The following is a 23,720-nucleotide window of genomic DNA, read 5'->3' on the forward strand; positions in this document are numbered from 1 at the left end:
GTAAACAAAAAGATAAGTTGCCGACATGGATGTCGGTACTGAAAGATTTGCAGGAGCATAAATCTAGTGCCGATAAGGATGTCGGTACTTAAACTTTGTCGGATACAAAAAGCCTGGCCGTACACCCTCGGCCCGGGCCTCCTGCTTCGCTCTACCTCGTAATTCCATTTACTCGTATACATATGCGCTCTTTGCCGTCCATGGCACCGCGCTATACCGCACATCCTGTACATAAAAGCCCGTTAACTTTTCAGTTAACGGGCTTTTTTGCAACAAATTTGAGCTATTTATTTTTCGAAATAAAACGGCTTGCGTTTGCTGTCGTAGTTGCCCACTTCATTCATGGTTTCGGCATTATATAGTCGGCCATTAACCATGGTGTAAACCACTTTGTCAGATAGGCGAATATCTTTGGTAACATCGCCGTCAACGACAATAATATCGGCTAATTTACCCTGGCTAATTGAACCAAGTTGCTTGTCTAAACCCAGGGTAATAGCAGGGTTTAAAGTGGCGGTGCGAATAGCCTCAAGTGGCGTCATACCACCTTGCGCCATCATCCACATTTCCCAGTGCATGGCTAAACCTTCGCGCTGACCATGGCCACCCGCGTTTACTTTAATACCCAAGTCGTTAAGCTCTTTAGCGCCTTTGGCAACATTAATGTGGTTGTAATGATGGTGTGGCGCTTTAGTGCGACGCATTGAGCGCGGGTCTAAAAACTCACTTGGTACATACTTGCTCAAACGGGGATGTAACCAAACGTCAGTGGTGTCGTACCAGAAGTGTTCACCCGAAATACCGCCGTAAGCGACGCCCATGGTTGGTGTGTAAGCCATTTCTGATTGCGACCACAATTGCTTGATATCGTCGTATATTTTCGCCGTTGATAACGAGTGTTCTAAAGTTGTGTGACCATCGACGATCATACTCAAGTTGTGCTCAAGTAATGAGCCGCCTTCTGGTACCACTAAAATACCCGCTTCACGCGCCGCTTGAATAAACTGCTGACGCTGATTGCGACGCGGCTGGTTGTAGCTCTTGACACTAAAGGCACCAGCTTTCGCTAAGCGCTCAACGTGAAACTTAGCATCGTCTAGGTTATCAACATGTGAAGTGTAACCGGCAAAGGTCGCACCGTATAAAATAGTGCCTGTTGAAAATAAGCGAGCGGCGGTAATATCACCGGCTTTTTGCATTTCACTGGCGGCAAAAAACTCTGTCGTATCGTTTGACGGATCGTGAATCGTAGTAACACCTAAAGCTAAACCAGCGTAATTTTTCCAGTTTTGTTGAGGGATAATCTCTTCACTACCTTGCGGACCATGAGCATGAGCGTCGATTAAACCCGGCATAACGGTTTTACCGGTAACATCAACAACTTCAGCGCCTTTTGGTATAGTCACTTGATCTTGTTTACCGACCGCGACAATCTTGTTGCCACGAACGACAACGACACCGTTATCAATCACGGTTTCTGGGCTAATGCCATCACCGGTCATAGTCACCACTTTACCACCAACAAGTGCAACTGTGCCTGAAGGCGCATCTGCTTTGTGTTTAAAGCCCAAGTAAGTCGTTTTAACATTCGATTCTTGATCTTGTTTGGCGCTATCTTTTTGCTCGTCATATTTAGCAGTAACGTCAAATAAGCCGGATACCGACGCTTGATATAAATCAGGTCCTAAGCTCCAGTAAAGCTGATTTGATTTCGCGTTCCAGCTAATGTTTTCACCCGCGCGCACTGACAATTGCTTCACTGGTAGGTTTTTCGCTTTCGGACCAGTATCAATAACATCGCCGCGTTCAACCATTGGCGTGACAAACACTTTAAAGCGCTCAGCAAACGCTAAATATTCGCCGTCTGGCGAAACTCGATATTCAGTAGCAAATTTACCTTGATACAAGGTTTTGTCATGCTGACCGTCTAAATCAACCCGCGCTAGGCTTGGCATTTTACCGCCGCGTAAAACATAAATGCGATCGTTACGAGCACCAAAATGCGGTTTAACGCCTGACTCTGTGATCAGTTTCGCATTGCCGCCTTTGGCTGAAACCTGATAAATCCCCGGGTTCAAACCCCATACTGGGTCGGTAATAAAGCCGCCACTAAACTTGCGGAAGACAACGGTTTTGCCGTCAGGTGAAAAACTTGGCTCAACGTATTTACCCGGTGTTTTTACTAAGGTTTTACCCTTGCCTCCGCGGCTTGACACTACCTTGACTTGGCCTTGCTTATCGTCTTGCCAGCTGACATAAACCACTTTTTTGCCATCGCGCGAAAAGCTAGGATAAAACTCAAAGTGATCATTTTGCTTGGTTAAGCGCTTTGGCTTGCCATTTGGCAAGGTACGGGTGTAAATGTGGCCCAAGGCTTCAAATACAGCGCGTTTGCCATCAGGTGAAATCTCGACGTTGCGCAGCATTTTTACATCGAACTCAGACTGGTCAATGTCTTGCTCAAATCGCAACGCGGTTTGGATTTGCTTTTGCGTTTTTACGTGAAACGGAATGGTTTTCGCTTGCTGTTTTGCGACATCTAAACGCTTGATGACACCGTCATCCCAGAACACCAAAGATTTACTATCAGGTGTCCACGCCATCGTAGTATAAACGCCGTGAATCGCCCAAGTTTCTTGCATGTCACGTTCAAGATCTTTATAGACCAAGGTTTCTTCACCGCTTTCTAAGTCATAAAGATATAAGTTTGAGGTAAAGTCGTCGCGACTGATAAAGGCAAGCTTTTTACCATCTGGTGAAGGCGTTGGTCGAATCGCACCACCTTTACCGCTCAGTACAACCTTAATTTCGCCAGTTTCTAATTCGAGGCGCTTAATTTTGTAAATGCCTTTTTCCGAATCTTTACTGTAGTGGAAAATCTTGCCTGGCGTGTCGTCTTGCGAGAAGTAAACGTACTTACCATCGTGTGAAAACGCAGGTTCACCTAAGTCTTTTTGTTGGTTTGGACGCTTGGTTAACATTACGCCACTACCGCCGGTTTTGTGGTAAAGCCATACTTCACCAGCACCTAGTGAGCGCTGTCCGGTAAAGTGCTTACGACCCACTAAATAATTGCCGTCTGGCGACCAAGCTGGGCTATTGAGTAACCGGAAAGTTTCATTGGTTACTGCTTGTTGATTGCTACCGTCGGTATTCATCAACCACAAGTTATCACCGCCGCCTTGGTCAGACGTAAAGGCAATGTACTTGCCATCGGGGCTGAACCTTGGCTGCATTTGCCAAGCGATGTCTGTCATTAGCGGCGTTGCTTCGCCACCGCTAATTGGCATAGTGTAAATGTCGCCAAGTAAATCAAAAGCAATGGTTTTGCCGTCAGGACTCACATCAAGGTTTAACCAAGTCCCTTGACGGACATCGATATCAACGGTTTTAAACTCACCTTGTGGCGCGTTGACCGACCAAGCTTTTTTTTCTTCTTTAGTTTCTTTTTTTTGCTCACTGACATCGACTTTGGCATATACGCTATGACTACCAATACTGGTAGCTAACGCAACCGACAACGCGATGCTTGATAGCATTGTTTTTTTTAACGACATAACTGTCACCTTATGTTTGCTCAAACAGCCAAACGCAACAGCTAGATTGCGCTTGAACCACAAAAAGTAGAATCAATTTACTACAACACAGTTGTTAATAAATTGTAAGAGGAATACGTTAGATTGAAATATAGAAAAGGTAAGCGACGATTTACAAACACTGATTCGTGCTAATCGTCACTTGTTAACTTGTTTTGCGATGACTTACTGATAACCCCAGCGCGGCATAATGGTTTGATCAATACCTAAATGATCGAGGATTCTCCCCACCATAAAATCAACCAAATCGTTAATACTTTGAGGCTTGTGATAAAAACCCGGTGCCGCAGGCATAATGGTGACGCCCTGCTGTGATAGCGATAGCATGTTTTGCAAATGAATGGTGGAAAAAGGCGTTTCTCTTGGCACCATAATCAACTGACCGCGCTCTTTAATGACAACATCGGCAGCGCGCTCAATTAAATTGTCACTCATGCCTTGGCTAATTGCCGCCAGCGTTCCCGTTGAACACGGACACACCACCATTTGCTTGGGTGCCGCCGAGCCTGAAGCAACAGGTGAAAACCATTGCTCTTTACCAAACACGGTAATTTGGCCATCACGGGCTTGATAACGCTCCTGAAACCACTTACTGGCGGCATCAGGTGAACCCGGCACTTTTAAGCCAACTTCAGTGTCGAGTACCACTCGGGCAGCACTGGAATAAAGCAGATAAACCCGATAATTAGCCGCTACTAAACACGCTAATAAACGCAGTGCATAAGCAGAACCAGATGCACCAGTTAAGGCTAGTGTAATGGTGCCAGTGAAATCAGCTCCGTTAAATTCAGCACCCTCTGGATGAGTGGTGTTCAATGCTGCCATGTATTTTTCCAATGTGATTATCTTGTGCTCAGGTTATTATATCGCGAAAACGATTAAAGACCTTATTTCTGGGCCAATGCCGCTAATAGTTTATCGTGAAAACCGCCAAAGCCACCGTTGCTCATCACTAAAACGTGATCTCCTGGGTTAGCTGCTGTCGCAACTTTTTCCACCAAACTGGCAATATCTTTTTCCGCGATACAAGGTTGCTGGCACTGAGCTTTTAACTCAGCAACTGACCACTTAACTTGCTCACCTTGAAACAAGTAAATTTCGTCGGCTTGCACCATCGATAGCGGTAAACTGTCTTTATGTACGCCAGACTTCATGGTGTTGGATCTCGGCTCCAGCACGGCAATGATTTTTGCTTGGCCAACATGAGCGCGTAAACCCGCCAACGTTTTACCGATCGCGGTTGGATGGTGAGCAAAATCGTCATACACTTTTACGCCAGCAACTTCACCTTTAAGCTCTAATCGGCGCTTGGTATTAACAAACTGACCGAGAGCTTCAATGGCAACATGGCTTGGCACGCCAGCATGACGAGCGGCGGCAATCGCCATCAAGCCGTTTTCAATATTAAAGTCACCAATCAGTGACCACTTTACCGTACCCTGTACTTCGCCGTTGAATTTAACAACAAACTCACTGCCGTCGGCTTGGCATTTTTCTGCTTGCCAACCCAAAGGTGTCGCGCGCTTGCTGTCGGTATTTACTTTATCTGTATTTGTTTTAGCCGCGCCAAAGCTTTGTTCAACCAGTGTCCAGCAGCCCATAGCAATAGTCTCGCTAACGGCATCGTCTTGACCCGGCGTTAACACCAAACCATTACTTGGCACCATACGCAGTAAGTGGTGGAACTGGCGCTGAATATCGGATAAATCATTAAAAATATCGGCGTGATCAAATTCTAGGTTGTTGATCACTAGGGTGCGCGGTCGGTAATGAACAAACTTAGAGCGCTTGTCGAAAAAGGCGGTATCGTATTCGTCAGCCTCAATAACAAAAAACGGTGCATTACCCAAACGAGCCGAACTGCTAAAATTCTGTGGTACGCCGCCAATTAAATAACCCGGTGCTAAATGAGCATATTCTAAAATCCAGGTTAGCATGCTACTGGTAGTGGTTTTGCCATGGGTGCCTGAAACGGCTAGTACCCAACGATGTTTCAAGACATTGTTCAATAGCCACTCAGGGCCAGAAGTATATGGAATATTTCGGTCGAGCACATATTCAACCATAGGATTACCACGGCTAATTGCATTGCCAATAATGACCATATCTGGCTGCTCAGCCAAATGTTCGACTAAATAACCTTGCTTTAACTCGATACCGAGTTGTTCCAATTGAGTACTCATTGGCGGATATACATTGGCGTCGCAGCCTGATACGCGAAAGCCCATTTCCTTGGCAATTGCAGCAATACCGCCCATAAAGGTGCCACAAATTCCTAAAATATGAATATGCATCTATTTTTCCTATTTTTCTAACTCGGCAACTATACCTCAAAGCAAATTATCTCGCCTTATGATTTAAGAAAAATTAAACCACAGTGAAAAAAGCCCTAAAAAAGTGCTATAAAGAGCTTCTTATTGTTGGTTCACTCATAAACTAAAGGCAGGGAATTCAGTGTCAATCACAGTTAGCAACCTTACTGTATATCCAATTAAATCTAGCGCCGGTATTGATTTGTCAAACGCTTGGCTTGATGAGCTCGGACTCAGCTTTGACCGCCGATTTGTTTTAACCGAAACCAATGGCCGTTTTATTACCGCACGTACCGATCCAAGAATTTGCTTAATTCAAGTCAACTTAACTGCCACTGGCTTAAAACTAATAGCCCCAGATATGCCGGTACTCGCCATTGAATACAACAGATTTAGCGATAATTATCAGGATATTCGAGTATGGCAAGACACCATTGCCGCACAACACTGCTTGGTTGAATACGATCGCTGGTTTAGCCAATATCTCGGCCGCGATTGCCAACTCCATTACTTTGGCGAACAATCGAAACGCCAAGTAAAAGACAAAGCCAATGACTTGAGCTTTGCCGATGGCTATCCGGTATTGTTGATTGGCCAAGCCTCGTTAGATGAGTTAAATACTCGGTTGCCAAGCCCAATTACTATGAGCCAATTTAGACCCAACATTGTTGTTGAAGGCACAGAGGCATTCCAAGAAGATGAATGGGCGCAAGTGAGAATTGGCGAAGTAGAGTTTGAAGTCACCAAACCGTGTACCCGCTGTGATTTCACTACAGTTGATCCAGATACCGCTGAATTCCACCCCAAGCGCGAGCCAATCAATACCCTTAAACAATATCGCAAAGCAAAAAAAGGTGGGATTTTGTTTGGCCAAAATTTGGTGCCGTTAAATCAAGGACAAATTAAGCAAGGCGATACGCTAACCATAGTGAGTACCAAAGCTGCGCCAGAGTTTGTCTAACCTGCTAACAGTGTAAGTAATAAGAGAGGTCGTGATGCAGATTGATTTTCAATCGTGGAACAAGGTCATTAACGCCAATAGCCAAGATACTATTTTAGAACAAGGCGAAGATGCCGGCATGATACTGCCATTTTCCTGTCGAGGCGGTTACTGCAGTGCCTGTAAGGTCAAACTGGTCAGTGGCGAAGTAAAACAATTGGAAACCGAAGGTTTAACTGACGAAGAACAAAAGCAAGGTTATATTCTCGCTTGTAGCTCAATACCACTGAGCGATATTACTGTGCAAAGGCAATAACCAATGAAACTAAATTGCGACTTAGGTGAGAGTTTTGGCCTGTGGAAAATGGGCTTAGACGCTCAAGTGATGCCCCATATAAATTTAGCCAATATCGCTTGTGGTTTTCACGCCTCAGATCCCCTCACCATGAGCAAAACCTTAACGCTGGCAAAGCAACATCAAGTGAGTATTGGTGCACATCCCGCCTACCCCGATTTAGTCGGGTTTGGCCGCCGTTCGATGGCGTGTAGTTCAGAAGAGCTGCAAGCACTGATTACATATCAAGTAGGTGCGCTGCAAGCGTTAGCGGTTGCACAAGGCTTAACACTCAGTTATGTCAAACCTCACGGCGCTCTGTACAACGACATGATGAAAGATATCAAAGTATTTGCTGATATTTGCCAAGCCATTAGTCGATACAACAATAAACTGACTTTGATGATTCAAGCGCTGCCGGACACCCGTCAATTCCAAGAAATTGCTGACAGTTATGGTATCACGCTTTGGTTCGAAGCCTTTGCCGATAGAAACTATCAAGACAACGGTTTATTGGTGCCGCGCAGCCAAGCCAATGCAGTTATTACTGAGCCGAAAGCGGTATTAGCTCGTTGTCAAACCTTACTGGAACACGGCCACCTACTCAGCGAAAATGACAAGGCAATTGAAATGCAAGTCGACACTTTATGTGTGCACGGCGACAACCCCAGCGCGGTTGATTTGGTTGTCGAACTCAGCACCTTGATCAATGGCCATAGCCAAAACCACAGCGCCGAATAGTTGTTCGACATCATGACAACTGGTGAGAAAATAGAGCTAAACAATACCAATATTTGCCTAAACGCGCTGAGTGAAAATGCCATTTTAATCACTTGGCCTGAGCGCGTCTGTCCACGCCAGCACAGGCAAATTACCGACCTAGAGCATGCGCTAATACAACACTTGTCTGTTAACCGATCGCATCCGATTATTATCGACACGGTCAGCGCCTACAACAGCCTGATGATTTACTATGATTTTTTTCAAATCAGCGCACAACAAATGTTACAGCGCTGCCAGCAACAATTGCACGAGCTACAGGCCAATTCGACTGAGTCAACCGAGCATCACGCAAAAAACCATTCAGCACTGATTGAGATACCGGTTTATTATGGTGAACAGGCCGGCATCGACTTACTTGATTGTGCTAGTAAATTAAACATTGAGCCTGAAAAAATTATCAGCCAACACACTCAGCAAACATTTCGCGCATACGCCTTGGGTTTTACGCCAGGTTTTTGTTACCTCGGCCAACTACCATCTTCATTACAACTGACTCGCCGAGCAACACCGCGAGCTAAAATGCCCGTAGGTGCAGTAGCTATTGCCGAGCAGCAAACCGCTGTTTACCCCAGTAACAGCCCAGGTGGCTGGCATATTATCGGCAGAACTCCTGTTGCTATGTATCAAATAAAGCAAAGTGATGACTCCAGTGTCGAGCGCCAATTTAAGCCACTGATTAGCCTTGGTGATCAGGTTAAATTTAACGCGATAGATAAAGCAACCTACCTTGAGCTTGGGGGTCATTTTGACTAAGCGCAACTTAGATACACAGCTCGCTAACTCAGCACTGCCTGAGCCAAAACCACCCGAAATCGACATTGTTGTTACTACTAATCAATGTAAAGGGCAACTCAGCATTCAAGATCTCGGCAGGCCCAAGGCGCAGCACTTAGGGTTTAGCGCCAGTGGTGCTGCTGATGAGTTCGCCCTGTTAACGGCGAACAAACTCCTTAACAAAACTGCGAATAGTGCGGCACTAGAAATCATTTTTGGCCAAGTGAAGTTGTCGGTCAGCAAAGCTTGTCAGTTTGTCTTAACCGGTGCCGACTGTCGGGCATATTTGTTGTCAGATGAATTATCAGGCCAGTTTTCTAACAGTACTAACGAGCAACAGGAAAAAAGCAATAGTAAGCAGTTACTCTCACTAAATAGATTGTATTTATTAAAACCAAATCAGTATTTAGTCTTACAACAACCTAAATATGGTTTAGTTAGTTATATCGCTTTTAACGGCCAATTAAATACACCAAGTTTTAGCAACAGCCAGTCGCAAACTTTGGCAGAACAATCACTAGGCCTAGTCCAAGCACCAATAGCTTCAGGCGATACATTGGCATTAACACCGTCAACCGAGTCAATCACCTCTAGCAGCGGCAACGAGACTGATACCAAAGCTGGCCAGTTGTTGCAAAAGTCGTTAGCGAACTTTTATCAATATTTATCGGAACAAGTACTTACACTGCGATTTATACCGAGTGAACTTTGGCAACAACTCAGTTCAGAAAAAAAGCACAAGATAATCAGTGCAGAAACCTACACAATAGGCGCCAGCAGCAATCGTATGGGCTACCAATTAAACCATTTATCAATACCACCTGAATTACTTGCGCAAGAGCACACCAAGCTGTCAAAACCCGTGTGCTACGGCACAATTCAGTTGCCAAATGCCAATAGTGCGATAGTGCTGATGAAAGAGCGCCAAACCATAGGTGGCTACCCAACGCTTGGCGTCGTGATTCAGATTGACTTGTTTAAGTTGTGCCAATTGAGGCCAGGGCAGAAAGTAAAGTTAATACCGATAACAATTAATCAGGCACAACAACAATTGATCAGCTTTTATCAAAAGTTTGATTGGACTTAGTGAACAAAAAAGCTCTGCTGGATAAAAAAAAGGGTGAATATCGCTATTCACCACAAGAAAAGACACTTGAACGACTGCCGGCCGACAGAATATAGCCGCTGTTCTTTATTGCAGTAAGGAGAAAACCTAGGGAGTTGCGTCACTGCCTTACCACAAGAATGATTATGCAACAAAATAAAATAATTACCCAGAAATAATTAAACATATTAAATAACCAATAATTTAATTATTTGGACAATTTTTGGCATACATATTAATCAACCAAATAGTCAACACTCTGAACTACCGTTTTAAGGAGATACCTTAATCGTTTGATTAGTCGAAAAATAATTACATAATGAAATAAAAAACGGGGCGAATACGCCCCGAAAAAGTCTATGGTTAAACAGGTGACAGATCGATTAACCATGGTCAATATCAGTGCTGATCCAGGAAGTTTTTGGATGTGACTTTATTGACTAGTTTACTATGGCAGAGATCCGATAAAATTTCACAACTAAGCGATGGAAGCACAACTTTACGTGATGTAATGCATAAAATTCGTACAATTATTTTTATCGATGAGAAATAGATGTAATCTCTATCCGCTTGAGCATACAATAGCGCCGTTTTATTCGTGAGGTTTTGAGGTTATGTCGTGCTGTTAATGATCGACAACTATGATTCATTTACATTCAACTTAGTGCACTATTTTGAAAGCTTAGGCCAAGACGTTATTGTCCGTCGAAACGATCAAATTAGCCTCGAAGAAATCGCTGAACTGGCACCTGATTATCTCGTTATTTCACCAGGGCCTTGTGACCCCGATAGCGCAGGTATATCACTGGCAGCAATCGCTGAATTTGCCGGTCGCATCCCCTTACTTGGCGTTTGTCTTGGTCATCAATGTATCGCCCAACACTTCGGCGCGAGTGTTGTTAAAGCCAATAAGGTTATGCACGGTAAAACCAGTGTTATTCAACACACACAAAAAGGTTTATTCGACAATATCAAGCCCGAGTTAACCGTCACCCGCTACCATTCGCTGGTGGTAAAGCCCGACACGTTACCCGAGTGTTTAGAAGTAACGGCTTGGCTTGAAAACCCAAATCAGCAAACCGAAATCATGGCGCTGGCCCACAAGGATTTGCCGATAGCGAGTGTTCAGTTTCACCCTGAATCTGTGCTTACGGAACAAGGCCATCAGCTTCTACAAAACTTTTTAAACACTTACTAAGCCCTTTTTTAACAAGCCAAAAAACAAAAATATTAGCACTTGGCTTATAAATCGCATAAATTAACCGATATAAAATAACGATAAAGAATAATTTCAATTATTTACTTAGCTCAACATGCAAATTTTTAACAACAGTGACAACATTGCTAGCCTCTACCAACGCTCGCTCAGCCTTTACATCAGTAAAGACTTTGCTAAAGCACAGTGCGGCAAATTAGTTACTAATTCAGCTCAAGATAGCGAACAAGCCAATCGTCGTCGTGAGTTGCTTGCGATTGAAGAAGAAGCAAAACAAGCTAAGGTTATTGAACAATACGGTAAGAGTCATTTTAAAAACCAAGTGACAGCCGCATTCTTCACTAAACTCACCAAAAAAGTTAACGAAGACTTTGATAACAAAGACAGGCTCTATAATAACATCGCGCAAATAGAAGATGCCGCACCAGCAATACTGGAAATACTGGCGGTAAGAGCTGCATCAATTAGTCGTATTGTGCCATTAGCTAAATCTTTGCCTTGGTTGGCAAATGAGCTAGTCAACCTAGTTAACAAACCACAGTACCGCAAACGGGCGGACGTCAAAGTTAGCGATCCTAAAATTGCCCTGAGTTACATTGGCCTCGACAACTTAAAAATGGTGATGCCAACATTTATGTTAAAGCACTGGCTACCCTACTCTACAGCTCCTTTTAGCCTAATGAAGCGCAAGCTCTGGAACGACAGTTTAGCGATTGCAATGGCAACAGGAGCACTTGCCAAAGAGGCTGGACAAGATTACTACACCGCTTTTACCGCAGGTATGCTAAGTAATATTGGCATGATAGCAGTAACGCGTTGTTTATTGCAACAACATCAACAGCTTCACGGCATTGAACTGAAAAAAGCGTTTGATAACCGCGATAAGCGCCTGCACGATGTAATGGTGGATATAAAGCCGTCGGCAGAGATGTTGCTCGAACAACTGGCACTGCGCTCCGCTAACATTAGTGCAGATTTAGTCGAAATCATGAGTTTTGATCGTCTGGTCATTACTGAAGCTATGTTTGATTTAGCCTACAGCCATGAAGTCGAAAAAATGTGTCCGTTGGCACAACATATCACCAAAGCTAAAGCTTATGTTGCGATGCGTTCGCTCGCCAAAGAAGAGCTGATCAGCGGCGATGAAGCAAAAGCTTTATTAATTGCAGGTAAAGTAAAAACTAGCGACGTTAGCTTACTCAAGAAAACCGATATTGATCACATCAAACTCAACTTCAATTAAACTGGCTAGCAAAGGTTGATTTTTAGCCAAACGCCATCATTATCATAAATAACGTTTATTTTCAGATATCAAGGATGTATATCATTATGTGGCAACGGCTCAACACACTGCAAAAAATCATCATTGTTGTTCTATTAGCGTGCTTAGTGCCATTTGCTCCAGAACTTATCTTTATTGCCGATATTGGCGGTGTCGAGCTTGTTTTTACGTTTTTACTCACCTACTACACGCCATTACTCAGCAAAGTGAAAGCTCGCTACTATCAGGGCAAAAATACGGTCAACTTCACCTTAAACGTGTTGCAAGCGTCTCCAATATTCACCCCCTATGTCTTTGCTATTCAGGCAAGTTTTAGTTTGCTGGCATTATTCATATCAGGCTCTATTGCATTGGCACTGTTGTTTCAGTTACCTGCAATGCTGCTCAATCACCCTTTGTTGACTTCGATTCCTTACTAATTTCACGGGTTATTGCGAGAAAATTGCTGCTTAGTTATGAAAAGTATGCTTTTTTGCAAACTGACTTTCGATAAGCTGTTATCACGCTCAAAGGCTCATTTTAATAAAAAACTCACTAAAAATAGTTATTCACATAAGCTGAATAAAACATGCAAAACCCTTATTTAACAAGGGCTAGCGGCAATTTCAATCAAGACATAACGAATATTTTCTGGCATACTAGCCGCCAATTTCGGGTGGTTTGTGCAACGACTTCACTGTTCAATAAACCATCAAAGCTAACAAGTTGTAATTTGACAACAGCGTCAATAATAAAATTCGACTATCTTGAAACCACAAGATATTTAGATGAGGAGTGAAAAATGTCTAACCATTTCCCAGTAAACCGTGAACTATTTGATGATGTTATGGTGCCAAACTACGCACCATCAGCTGTTATTCCTGTTCGTGGTAAAGGTTCTCGCGTATGGGACCAGCAAGACAACGAACTAATCGATTTTGCTGGTGGTATTGCGGTTAACTGTTTAGGTCACTGTCATCCTGCCTTAGTTGACGCACTAAAAGAGCAAGGCGAAAAAATTTGGCACTTGTCTAACGTAATGACTAACGAGCCAGCACTTCGTTTAGCGAAGAAAATGGTTGATAACACCTTTGCTGACAAAGTTTACTTTGCTAACTCAGGTGCAGAGTCAAACGAAGCGGCATTAAAACTTGCTCGTCGCTGGGCGCTTGATGTTCACGGCGAAGACAAAAGCCAAATCATCTCATTCAAACAAGGTTTCCACGGCCGTACTTTCTTTACAGTAACCGTTGGTGGTCAAACAGCATACTCTGACGGTTTCGGTCCTAAGCCGGGCGATATCGTTCACGCTGAATACAACAACTTAGAAAGCTTTAAAGCACTTATTTCTGACAAAACGTGTGCAGTCATGATGGAGCCACTACAAGGCGAAGGCGGTATTGTTTCACCAACAGCTGAGTTTGTTAAAGGCGTGCGCGAGTTGTGTGACCAACACAATGCACTATTAATTTTTGACGAAGTACAAACAGGTGTTGGCCGTACAGGTGAATTGTACGCATACATGGGCTTAGACGTAACACCAGATATCTTAACCTCGGCAAAAGCACTTGGTGGTGGTTTCCCAATTGGCGCAATGTTAACAACAACTGAAATTGCCAAGCACTTAAAAATTGGTACTCACGGCAGCACATACGGTGGTAACCCGTTAGCTTGTGCCGTTGCTGAAGCAGCTTTCGATACCGTTAACACAGAAGAAGTGCTTAACGGCGTTAAAGAAAAAGCAGAAGTTTACGTTAATGGTTTGAAAGCGATTAACGAAAAATACAACGTATTCAAAGAAATCCGTGGTAAAGGCTTACTTATTGGTGCAGTACTTACTGATGACTACCAAGGTCGTGCAAAAGACTTTTTAAATGCAGCAATGGCTGAAGGTGTTATGACCCTAGTCGCTGGTGCCAACATCGTGCGTTTTGCCCCTTCGCTAATTATTCCAAACGAAGACATTGTTGAAGGTTTAGCGCGTTTTGAGCGCGGCGTTGCAAAAATCGCTCAGTAAGCGTTGCTTACCCCCTTACTAGTAGCCGATTAGCGCGCTACTAGTAAGTCTTTCTAATCACCCATTGGGACATTGTTATGATTATTATACGCCCTATTCAAAGTAGTGATTACGATGCTTTGCACCGTATCGCCGTCGAATCAGGACACGGTTTTACATCACTACCCGTTAATGAAGAGCTGTTAAAAAAGCGCATTAGCCACGCCGAGTATTCATTCAATACCGAGGTGGAAAAGCCAGGTAACGAAGGTTACTTGTTCGTGATGGAAGATACCGAAACCGGCCAAGTGGTCGGTACCACAGGTATTGAAGCAGCCGTCGGCCTTGATAATGCTTTTTATCATTATCACTTGGGTAAGGTCGTTCATCATTCGCGTGAATTAAACGTTTACAACACGGTTGAAACACTTGCATTGTGCAACGATTACACCGGCGCCAGCGAAATTTGCACGCTGTTTTTGAGTGAAAGCCATCGCAAAAATAGCAACGGTCGCTTTTTATCGCGCTTCCGTTTTTTATTTATGGCTGAACACAAAGAGCGCTTTTCTGAAACCGTTATCGCGGAAATGCGTGGGGTCTCAGATGACAGTGGTCGTTCACCGTTTTGGGCGTGGTTAGAAGAGCACTTTTTCTCGCTCGACTTTCCAACGGCAGATTACCTCACTGGGATTGGCAAAAAAGAGTTCATTGCTGAATTAATGCCGAAATACCCGATTTATGTCAGTTTATTGAGCAAAGATGCTCAAGCGGTAATCAACCAAGTACACGACAAAACAGTACCAGCACTGCGTTTGTTAGAAGCGGAAGGCTTTTCGCGTAAAGGTTACGTCGATATTTTTGACGGTGGCCCTACCGTTGAAGCGTCGATGAATACCATTAAGTCGGTACAAAACAGCACTAAGTACCAAGTACTCATTGGCGAAGTAAACGACGACAATCGCTACATAGTTGTTAACACACAAGTGACTAACTGTCGCGCGACGCAAACACCAGTATCTCTTCGAGAAACAGCAAACCAAGTGGTGATTAGCCAGCAAGTTGCAGATGCCCTAATAGTGCAAGAAGGTGACTGGGTGCGATTAATCGCTAACTAGAAAAATTTAGAGAATGATTATGTCAAATATCTTATTTATCAATGGCGAATGGCAAGCAGGCCTAGGCCATCAAATTCAATCATTAAACCCAGCGCGCAATGAAGTGATCTGGCAAGGTGAAACCGCAACTGCTGAGCAAGTTGATCAAGCGGTAATGGCCGCTCGCCAAGCGTTTAACAGCTGGGCGTTAATGAGTGTTGACGCCCGTATTGCGATTGTTGAGAAGTTTGCTGAGCAATTAACAGAAAATAAAGAAGCGCTCGCGGTAACTATCGCACAAGAAACTGGCAAGCCACTTTGGGAAACCCGTACAGAAGTTGGCGCTATGATCGGCAAAATTGCGATTTCAGTACGTGCCTATAACGAACGTACTGGTACTGTCGAAAATCCAATGCCTGGTGCGAAAGCTTTTATTCGTCACAAGCCTCATGGCGTAGTTGCGGTATTTGGCCCATACAACTTCCCAGGTCACTTGCCGAACGGCCATATTGTTCCTGCACTAATTGCCGGTAACACTGTGGTATTTAAGCCAAGTGAATTAACACCAAAAGTTGCTGAAGAAACCATGAAACTATGGCAACAAGCAGGTTTACCTGCTGGTGTTGTTAACTTAGTGCAAGGCGAAGTTGAAACCGGTAAAGCACTTGCTAGTCATCCGCAAATTGATGGCTTGTTTTTCACTGGTAGCTCAACAACAGGCAATATTTTGCACCAGCAATTTGGCGGTCAACCGGGCAAAATCTTAGCGCTTGAAATGGGTGGCAATAACCCGTTAATCATTAAAGATGTTAGCGATGTAGACGCTGTCGTTCACGATATTTTGCAATCGGCATTTATTACTACAGGTCAGCGTTGTACTTGTGCTCGTCGCTTATTCATCGAGCAAAATGAGCAAGGTAATGAGATTATCAAGCGTTTAATTGCTGCAACACAAGCAATTAAAATTGGTTACTACGATGACGAAGAGCAGCCGTTTATCGGTTCTATGATCTCTGAAAAAGCAGCACTTGGTTTAGTTGCTGCCCAAGCTCAGTTAATCGAGCTAGGTGGTAAATCTTTGGTTGAATTGAAGCACCAAGAAGTAGGCACTGGTTTTGTTAGCCCGGGCATTGTCGACGTTACCGATATCGACAATATGCCAGATGAAGAACACTTTGGTCCGTTGTTGAAAGTCTATCGTTACACTGATTTTGACGCAGCGATCACCGAAGCGAACAACACTAGCTTTGGTTTATCAGCGGGCTTGTTAGCCGACAACGAAGCCGACTACAACCACTTCTTTACCCGTATTCGCGCAGGTATTGTTAACTGGAATAAACCAATTACTGGCGCCAGCAGTGCCGCGCCGTTTGGCGGTATTGGTAACAGCGGCAACCACAGAGCAAGTGCTTACTATGCGGCTGACTATTGTGCATACCCTGTTGCATCAGTTGAAGCGGAAAAAGTTAGCTTACCAGCGCAACTGAGCCCGGGTTTGAGCTTATAGGATTATCTCAACAATGACTCAACAATTGGTTTATTGATCTATAGCAAGTGATCGAACCGTTGTTGAGTACATTGTTAGCTAAACCAGATAAAATAGAGAATATGAATTTAAGCTACCAGCTCAGGATCCAAGCGCGACGCCCTGAGTTTTTTAAAAGCATAGATCAAATCTAATCACTGAGACGAATGGTGGTGCCTCCGTTCGTCTGCGTTTTACAGTTCAATATCGCATCGACACACGCCTCGCCATTTAGCTCTATTGTTCGCTAATTTATTAGCGTAGCACTCACTTTATTATAACTAGTTTCACAACACCGTTTGGCATTCATGAGGAATGAAAATGACTACCGAAGTAAACGCACTATTTGAAAAAATTTGGCAAAGCTACTTGGCTGTAACTCCTTCAGCAGAGAAAGTTCACGATTTGTTGAGTACAGGCTCTGATCTGATCAACGATCACGTTGCCTATCGCACCTTTAACCTTGATAAAGTGAGCTTAGACAAGCTTGCTGCACACTTGTTAGCACTTGGTTACAAAGAATGTGGCGAGTATCACTTTGAAGCGAAGAAACTTTACGCCAAGCACTTTGAACATGCAGACACCACGCTACCAAAAGTATTTATTAGTCAGTTATTAGTTGAAGAATTCTCGGCTGAAGCGCAAGCCATTATCCACAAAATGGTTGAGCAAGTAGACAGTGAGAAAGTTGCCGACCAAAGCTTCTTGTACTCTGGCACTCACTGGAGCGTGAGCTCTGACGAGTACCAAACATTACTTGCTGAAAGCGAGTACGCTGCTTGGATGGCGGCTTGGGGCTATCGCGCCAACCATTTTACCGTCAGCATTAATCACTTAGAAAACTTCGACACCATTGAAGCAGTAAACGAGGCTGTTAAAGCAGGTGGCTTCACGTTAAATAGCGTAGGTGGTGAAGTAAAAGGCTCTGCTGAGGTCAAACTAGAGCAGTCTTCAACGATGGCAGACCATGCCGACGTTGCTTTTAGTGATAAAACTATGACCATTCCAAGCTGTTTTTACGAATTTGCTTTGCGCTACCCGCTAGCAAACGGTGAATTGTATACAGGTTTTGTTGCTGCATCAGCTGACAAAATCTTTGAAAGTACTAACGCCGCAGCTTAATAAAAAAGTTAGTTTTTTAGAAACGCCAAAGCAGAGCAAATGCTTTGGCGTTTATTTTTTCTCACTTCTTATTTCAAACACTCACTTCACAGTGACCGAGATTTTTATCTGGTGAAATGTGGTCACGAACAATCTGCTTCAAGACTTTAATCTCGGGAAAACCGCCCATTTCTTTACGCGACCAAATGCGTTCGCCATTGGCGTAAATTTCAAATACACCACTGCCTGCAGGTTTTAACGACAATTCGCTAATATCTTGCTCAAAGGTGGTTAATAACTCCTGCGCCATCCAACTTGAACGTAATAACCATCGACACCCCGTGCAGTAGTGAATTTCTATCTTGTTAGTCATTGTTAATTTTATGTTCCGATAAAAAGTTTAAGAAAATATAGCAATTATTATTGGCTAGCATTGAGCAGCGCTAATAAGTTTCATCTCAACTATTTAGATAAAACTACTCTATTTTGTATAAAGTAAAATCCGCAGTTTCCAACAAGTATTGCTTATTGTATGAGTATAAATGGCCGACGATAGACGAACTCGACCGTTTATGCAGTATCATTTGGTTGGCAAACGTCGGATGACTTGTTGCAATGTGTATTGGTTGACCTTTACCCACCGATGTTTGGTCAAAGTCGAAATATGTTTCATTAGTTAGCCCTAAGTTATTTATAAATAAAACAAACTCTGACTTACCTTGGGCGTTAATGTTTAACGCAACTAATTGAGTCGCCTCTCGAATATTGACAGTTCCAAGCCACAGCCCATAAATACCTGAAGACGGTTTTTCAAGCTCAGACCTTATTCTTTTTTCGTAGCGATTAAGAAGTAATTTAACGGCAGAAGTTGTTGTTTGCCTTTTTAAATCATAGGAACGTGACAAAATTGCACTTTTATCGTTTGCTACTGCTATTTGCAACACTTTATATGAACCTACATGAGTGGGTGTCAATATTAGTTTGTATGTTGATTGGGAATCGTATTGATTATCGAATTCTGCGATACATTCAGAGTGTGTACACGAAACATCTTGATCTGAGAACACATGACTCTGAGTTCTTCGAAATGCCGAAGCAATTGAGGTTCGATGAAGTCGATGTTTACCGTTATTACCCAACTCTAAGACGTTATAAATCAAATCGTCACTTATTCCCTCCCAAAAGCCAGCTTCAAGCTTTAGTGGTGCATCGTTATTACTCGCCAAGACATTAGCGCTAAGCAACGACAAAAATACAATAAAGAGGGTTTTATGCATTGAAAACCTATTCAACAATTAAAATATTTCACCTTGAATATCAAAAACTAAGTCTTTAAGCAATTTAATTAATAGGTCATGACAAAACAGTACAAACGACTCAACCACACAATATTGTAACTATTTGGTGACAATAATTTGATTTTTCCGGTCACCAGCTCTTTGCTATAATTGCCATTACGCGCTCATACTTTCCAGGTAGTAACAAATGGTAACGGACACGCAAGGTTATATTCATATTATTGAGTATTTGACAGAGCATTTAAGTTTGTTTGAACAAGCCAATGCCACCACCCGCCATGCGCCTTCGGTAATGGCAATTATCGAACAGGAACTCAGTGAGCAAATTATCAGTGTTTGTGGTCAAAATGAAGCGCTGTCGTTCAATCAACGCAATGCCATCATTCGAGAAGTCGATGCCATTGTTTACGACCTGGAAGAAATCCTTTCGAGTGTTAGCAATAACCCAGTCACTCCTGAGCAAATCACTTTCATCAAGGAGTTTGCATTGCTCATCAAAAACCTCTTCGACACCGAAATTCACACCAAAATACTCGCTTAAACCCACGCTACAATCTCGGCTGTACAAAGCAGTTGGCAGCCGCTTTAGACCTCAGTTAAAATAACCATAGAAAATAATATGGTAATTGCTTGGCACTGTGCCGAGCAGACAATAATTGGATAAATAAATGAAAGCTACAGTAACTTGGGTCGGCGACGAGCGCTTTATGGGGACGTCAGAGAGTGGTCACACTATCGTTATGGATGCCAACGGCGGTGAATTAGCGCCAAGCCCGTTAGAAAACGTATTAATATCACTTGGCGGTTGTTCGTCAGTCGATGTCGTCAGTATTTTAGAAAAGGCCCGTCAAAACATCACTGATTGTCGTGTTGAAGTGACTGGTACGCGCGTTGATACAGTACCAAAGCTATTTTCTGATATTCATCTACACTTTGTCATTACTGGTGACGATGTCAGTGAAAAACACGTAGCGCGTGCGGTAGACTTGTCGGCTGACAAATATTGTTCAGTGGCATTAATGCTTAACAAATCGGTCAATATTACCCACGATTTTGAAATCAAAAGCGCCTAAACCTAGCTAACAATTTACGCCAAAGAGGCAAAATTAACATTTAAACATTGGTATTACTGATAAATACAGTACGTTCGCTTCATCATTGAAGCCATTGAGAGGATACGCTATTGGTCAAGCCTTTACCTAAGTTAAAACTACACGGTTTTAATAACTTAACTAAAAGCTTAAGTTTTTGTATTTATGATATTAACTACGCAAAAACGAGCCAACATCAAAAAGAGTATATCGAGTACATCGACGAGCAATACAACGCCGATCGCCTAACCGATATTTTGCAAGAGGTTTGTAACATCATCGGCGCTAATGTCTTAAACATTGCTCGTCAGGACTACGACCCTCAAGGTGCGAGTGTCACTATTTTGGTCTCTGAAGAAGAAATGGCAGAAACCGTTGAATTTGAAGAGAGTGAACAGCCGGGGCCGCTGCCTGAATCTGTTGTTTCTCACTTGGATAAAAGCCATATTTGCGTGCATACCTATCCAGAAAGTCATCCGGTCAATGGCCTATCGACGTTTCGCGCCGACATTGAGGTTTCCACTTGCGGTGTTATTTCACCACTGAAAGCACTCAACTATCTGATTCACAGTTTCGATTCAGATATAGTGACCCTTGACTACCGCGTACGCGGTTTTACCCGTGATATCAACGGTGAAAAACACTATATCGACCACAAGATTAACTCGATTCAAAATTTCCTTACTGAGGAAACTAGCGACAATTATCAAATGGTTGATGTCAATGTTTATCAAGAAAACTTATTTCACACTAAAATGATTAAAAAAGAATTCGATTTGAGTCAGTACATTTTTGGTTCAGGTGTCGATGAATTTGATCCAGAACAACAGGCCAAGATCAGCGCTCAGTTGCAGCGTGAAATGCAAGAGATATTCTACGGTAGAAATTTACCAGAGATGTAACGTACGTATAAGCACTAGCAGAAAAACCGGCTAGTTAGCCACTTTTTCTGTTAGTGCTAAATAATCTCGCTCATTCAAAAATGGCTTAGCGGTCAGCAAAAACACGTCGATGTCTAATTTATTCGCGCTTTGTAAGTTACTGACAAAGTTTGACCAAAAAACATAAGCAAGCTGATCGTTACCACTCTTTTGCTTAATAAACCAATAAAAACTAAAACCACAATCGTATAGCACGTCATAGCGCCCTTGCTCTGCTAGTGTAGCAAGAGGGTCCATTGATATCGCTGCTTGACAGCGCTGCTGCGCTTGAATTCTGCGTTTATTGAGGTATGAACTGGTTTCAGGCAACAATGTCGCTAACAGCTCGTAGGCGAGCATATCGGCATGCCCTTCATGTATCCACGCGAGGCTTTGATCTCCTGAAAACTGTTTGTGCTCACCTTGATACAAGTGCGCCGCTTCATGCGCGTAGAACCATAGTACCTCATACCTGTTTTTAATACGTTGCTCTTTACCATACCAGTGCATAAAGACTTGGTTGGGTAAAACCCCGCCTTGCCGGCCTTTGCGACCATCATCTATTCGTTCAAATGAAGCAAATAACATAGGCTTAGTTGCAAGTGGGCTAAATTTCTGTGATAAGTGCGCCATCATCTTAGGGAAAAACTTGAGTAACAAGCCCTGCAGTTTCTCGTCCAAGCCTTGGTCAATAACACTGTAGAAACTTGGATGTTCAGTTATCGCGTTATTGCCGACATAAATTTTGGTACCATCGTTTTTATCCCACCAACACACCTGCCCTTGATGCTGCTGACCATTGAGCACAATGCGTTCGTCGGGGTTAACCGTTAACTCGAAATACCAAGCATTTTCAAAACCAGTACATAAGTTCGGGCAGGCAAAAAATCGCGCGCTGTGAACTAATATCCCACCATCAGAAAAGCGGGCAAATGGCGAATAGTACTTGGGCAAGTGAATATAGCTCGGTGTTAGGGTGAAACTCACCTCACTAAATAACTGATTATCTTTACGAGTAACGATATCTCGACCAGACAAGTGGATTAGTTCAAATTGGCTATCTGAAATGAGCCATCGCTTTGATCGAGAGTCATCACGGGTGATAGCGAAGGTAATACTATTTACAGGGGTTAGGCTTTTATAGGTGACTCGCCACTCTTTATCAGTGACCTTTGCAAGCTCTGTAATAAGTACATTTTGCCCATAGGCATGACTGCTTATTAGCGCTAGCAAAAAGACTAAGTCACTAAAGAGCCTCGTCACAGATCAGACATCCAGTCTAGTTGTTTGTTCGCTTCGCGTTTTTTATCCATTAAGTCTTTAATTAATGGGGTTAAAATCAATTCCATTGCTAAGCCCATTTTACCGCCGGGCACTACCATGGTATTCACTCGAGACATAAATGCGCCGTCGATCATACTGAGATAAAACGGAAAATCGACTTGTGTTGACTCGCGAAAGCGAATCACAACAAAACTTTCATCCAAAGTAGGAATGGCTTTGGCGCTAAATGGATTTGAGGTGTCAACAGTTGGTACCCGCTGGAAGTTAACATGAGTGCGAGAGAACTGTGGCGTAATGAACGAAATGTAATCTTCCATACTGCGAACAATACTCGCGGTAACAGCTTCTCTGCTGTGGCCGCGCTGATTGGTATCGCGAATGATTTTTTGGATCCACTCTAAGTTTACAATTGGCACCATACCAATTAATAAATCAACATGCTCGGCAACGTTATTGGTTTCAGTAACGACACCTCCATGCAGTCCCTCATAGAACAAAACGTCTGTGCCCTCACCTAAGTCTTCCCAAGGGGTAAAAGTACCTGGCATTTGATTATATGGAACCGCCTCATCAAAGGTGTGCAAATAACGACGCATTTTGCCTTTGCCGGACTCTGAGTAGTCTTTGAACAAGTTTTCTAATGAATCAAAGTCATTAGCCTGATCACCGAAGTAGCTTAGATTGCGTCCTTCTTCACGCGCTTTTCGCTTTTCAACATCCATCTCTTGACGTGAATAGCGGTGAAAACTATCGCCCTCGACCTTAGCTGAACTTATGCCTAGTGTGCGAAATATATGTTCAAACGACTCTGTTGTCGTAGACGTACCAGCACCTGATGAACCAGTAACAGCAATAATTGGATGGCGAGCGGACATTTCAGTTCCCTAACAATAAGCGAACTTAGTTTATACGGTGAAAGAGCGTTTAAATCAATTGTAAATTGAGCTGGCCAATTCATTTACTTTTTCTGTCTAGAACTGTCACGTTTATTTACACCAGTTTATTTACGGAACAAAAGAAAAAGTAAAATCAATAACTTAGTTTATGGTTTAAATTATGCTTAATAAGTTCTTGTCTGTCTCACTACATT

Annotated in this window: 22 protein-coding genes; 15 read left to right on the forward strand and 7 right to left on the reverse strand. The window is 43.1% G+C overall.

The window, feature by feature from the left end:
* Window positions 1-287: 287 nt before the first annotated feature.
* The 3 genes from J7384_RS11455 to mpl all read right to left on the reverse strand — a co-directional run bounded on the left by J7384_RS11455 (window position 288) and on the right by mpl (window position 5,890).
* Window positions 288-3,557: an amidohydrolase family protein gene (locus tag J7384_RS11455; protein ID WP_209114124.1), complete on the reverse strand. Its 3,270-nt coding sequence runs from the start codon at window positions 3,555-3,557 to the stop codon at window positions 288-290.
* A gap of 204 nt (window positions 3,558-3,761) precedes the next feature.
* Window positions 3,762-4,421 carry a flavin prenyltransferase UbiX gene (locus tag J7384_RS11460; protein ID WP_209114126.1) on the reverse strand — a complete coding sequence of 220 codons (660 nt, stop codon included), beginning with the start codon at window positions 4,419-4,421 and terminating at the stop codon, window positions 3,762-3,764.
* A gap of 62 nt (window positions 4,422-4,483) precedes the next feature.
* A complete protein-coding gene (mpl, locus tag J7384_RS11465) occupies window positions 4,484-5,890 on the reverse strand; it encodes a UDP-N-acetylmuramate:L-alanyl-gamma-D-glutamyl-meso-diaminopimelate ligase (RefSeq protein ID WP_209114128.1) in 1,407 nt (468 codons plus the stop codon).
* 160 nt (window positions 5,891-6,050) lie between these two features.
* Here mpl and J7384_RS19705 point away from each other — a divergent pair, with 160 nt between their 5' ends.
* From J7384_RS19705 to J7384_RS11525, 12 genes are all read left to right on the forward strand, one after another.
* A complete protein-coding gene (locus J7384_RS19705) occupies window positions 6,051-6,869 on the forward strand; it encodes an MOSC domain-containing protein (RefSeq protein ID WP_209114130.1) in 819 nt (272 codons plus the stop codon).
* 34 nt (window positions 6,870-6,903) lie between these two features.
* On the forward strand, window positions 6,904-7,164 hold the full coding sequence (locus tag J7384_RS11475) for a 2Fe-2S iron-sulfur cluster-binding protein (RefSeq protein WP_209114132.1): 261 nt from the start codon (window positions 6,904-6,906) through the stop codon (window positions 7,162-7,164).
* A gap of 3 nt (window positions 7,165-7,167) precedes the next feature.
* Window positions 7,168-7,923: a 5-oxoprolinase subunit PxpA gene (locus J7384_RS11480; RefSeq protein WP_209114134.1), complete on the forward strand. Its 756-nt coding sequence runs from the start codon at window positions 7,168-7,170 to the stop codon at window positions 7,921-7,923.
* Window positions 7,924-7,935: 12 nt separating this feature from the next.
* Window positions 7,936-8,718 carry a 5-oxoprolinase subunit PxpB gene (gene pxpB, locus J7384_RS11485; RefSeq protein WP_209114136.1) on the forward strand — a complete coding sequence of 261 codons (783 nt, stop codon included), beginning with the start codon at window positions 7,936-7,938 and terminating at the stop codon, window positions 8,716-8,718.
* Window positions 8,711-9,826, forward strand: a complete 1,116-nt coding sequence (locus J7384_RS11490) for a hypothetical protein (protein ID WP_209114138.1) — start codon at window positions 8,711-8,713, stop codon at window positions 9,824-9,826. The genes pxpB and J7384_RS11490 overlap by 8 nt, the downstream gene beginning before the upstream one ends.
* A gap of 637 nt (window positions 9,827-10,463) precedes the next feature.
* Complete coding sequence (locus J7384_RS11495) at window positions 10,464-11,042, forward strand: aminodeoxychorismate/anthranilate synthase component II (protein WP_209114140.1); 579 nt, start codon at window positions 10,464-10,466, stop codon at window positions 11,040-11,042.
* Between the two features lie 115 nt (window positions 11,043-11,157).
* Window positions 11,158-12,303: an HDOD domain-containing protein gene (locus tag J7384_RS11500; protein ID WP_209114142.1), complete on the forward strand. Its 1,146-nt coding sequence runs from the start codon at window positions 11,158-11,160 to the stop codon at window positions 12,301-12,303.
* A gap of 86 nt (window positions 12,304-12,389) precedes the next feature.
* Window positions 12,390-12,761: a hypothetical protein gene (locus J7384_RS11505; RefSeq protein ID WP_209114144.1), complete on the forward strand. Its 372-nt coding sequence runs from the start codon at window positions 12,390-12,392 to the stop codon at window positions 12,759-12,761.
* 362 nt (window positions 12,762-13,123) lie between these two features.
* Entirely contained in the window at window positions 13,124-14,338 is a 1,215-nt protein-coding gene (locus J7384_RS11510; protein WP_209114146.1) for an aspartate aminotransferase family protein, read from the forward strand.
* Window positions 14,339-14,415: 77 nt separating this feature from the next.
* A complete protein-coding gene (gene astA, locus J7384_RS11515) occupies window positions 14,416-15,432 on the forward strand; it encodes an arginine N-succinyltransferase (protein WP_209114147.1) in 1,017 nt (338 codons plus the stop codon).
* A 19-nt stretch (window positions 15,433-15,451) separates the two neighbouring features.
* Complete coding sequence (gene astD / locus J7384_RS11520) at window positions 15,452-16,918, forward strand: succinylglutamate-semialdehyde dehydrogenase (protein WP_209114149.1); 1,467 nt, start codon at window positions 15,452-15,454, stop codon at window positions 16,916-16,918.
* Between the two features lie 339 nt (window positions 16,919-17,257).
* Entirely contained in the window at window positions 17,258-18,058 is an 801-nt protein-coding gene (locus J7384_RS11525; protein WP_209114151.1) for a DUF1338 domain-containing protein, read from the forward strand.
* Between the two features lie 73 nt (window positions 18,059-18,131).
* Here J7384_RS11525 and J7384_RS11530 read toward each other — a convergent pair whose 3' ends face one another.
* Window positions 18,132-18,410, reverse strand: a complete 279-nt coding sequence (locus tag J7384_RS11530; protein ID WP_209114153.1) for a SelT/SelW/SelH family protein — start codon at window positions 18,408-18,410, stop codon at window positions 18,132-18,134.
* 103 nt (window positions 18,411-18,513) lie between these two features.
* Window positions 18,514-19,314, reverse strand: a complete 801-nt coding sequence (locus J7384_RS11535) for a hypothetical protein (RefSeq protein WP_209114155.1) — start codon at window positions 19,312-19,314, stop codon at window positions 18,514-18,516.
* A 208-nt stretch (window positions 19,315-19,522) separates the two neighbouring features.
* Between J7384_RS11535 and J7384_RS11540 the strand changes: the two genes are divergently transcribed.
* The 3 genes from J7384_RS11540 (at window position 19,523) to speD (ending at window position 21,328) form a co-directional block, all read left to right on the forward strand.
* Window positions 19,523-19,876, forward strand: a complete 354-nt coding sequence (locus J7384_RS11540; RefSeq protein WP_209114156.1) for a DUF3802 family protein — start codon at window positions 19,523-19,525, stop codon at window positions 19,874-19,876.
* 127 nt (window positions 19,877-20,003) lie between these two features.
* Window positions 20,004-20,408, forward strand: a complete 405-nt coding sequence (locus J7384_RS11545; protein WP_209114158.1) for an OsmC family protein — start codon at window positions 20,004-20,006, stop codon at window positions 20,406-20,408.
* A gap of 110 nt (window positions 20,409-20,518) precedes the next feature.
* A complete protein-coding gene (gene speD, locus J7384_RS11550) occupies window positions 20,519-21,328 on the forward strand; it encodes an adenosylmethionine decarboxylase (RefSeq protein ID WP_209114159.1) in 810 nt (269 codons plus the stop codon).
* Between the two features lie 30 nt (window positions 21,329-21,358).
* On the opposite strand, the gene J7384_RS11555 is transcribed toward speD, so the two are convergent.
* Complete coding sequence (locus tag J7384_RS11555; RefSeq protein ID WP_209114161.1) at window positions 21,359-22,609, reverse strand: hypothetical protein; 1,251 nt, start codon at window positions 22,607-22,609, stop codon at window positions 21,359-21,361.
* Window positions 22,606-23,505, reverse strand: a complete 900-nt coding sequence (locus tag J7384_RS11560; protein WP_209114163.1) for a phosphoribulokinase — start codon at window positions 23,503-23,505, stop codon at window positions 22,606-22,608. Before J7384_RS11560 ends, J7384_RS11555 begins: the two co-directional genes overlap by 4 nt.
* Window positions 23,506-23,720 lie beyond the last annotated feature (215 nt).

Origin of the sequence: Endozoicomonas sp. G2_1, assembly GCF_017744155.1 — a bacterium.
GTDB lineage: Bacteria > Pseudomonadota > Gammaproteobacteria > Enterobacterales > Alteromonadaceae > JAGHQT01.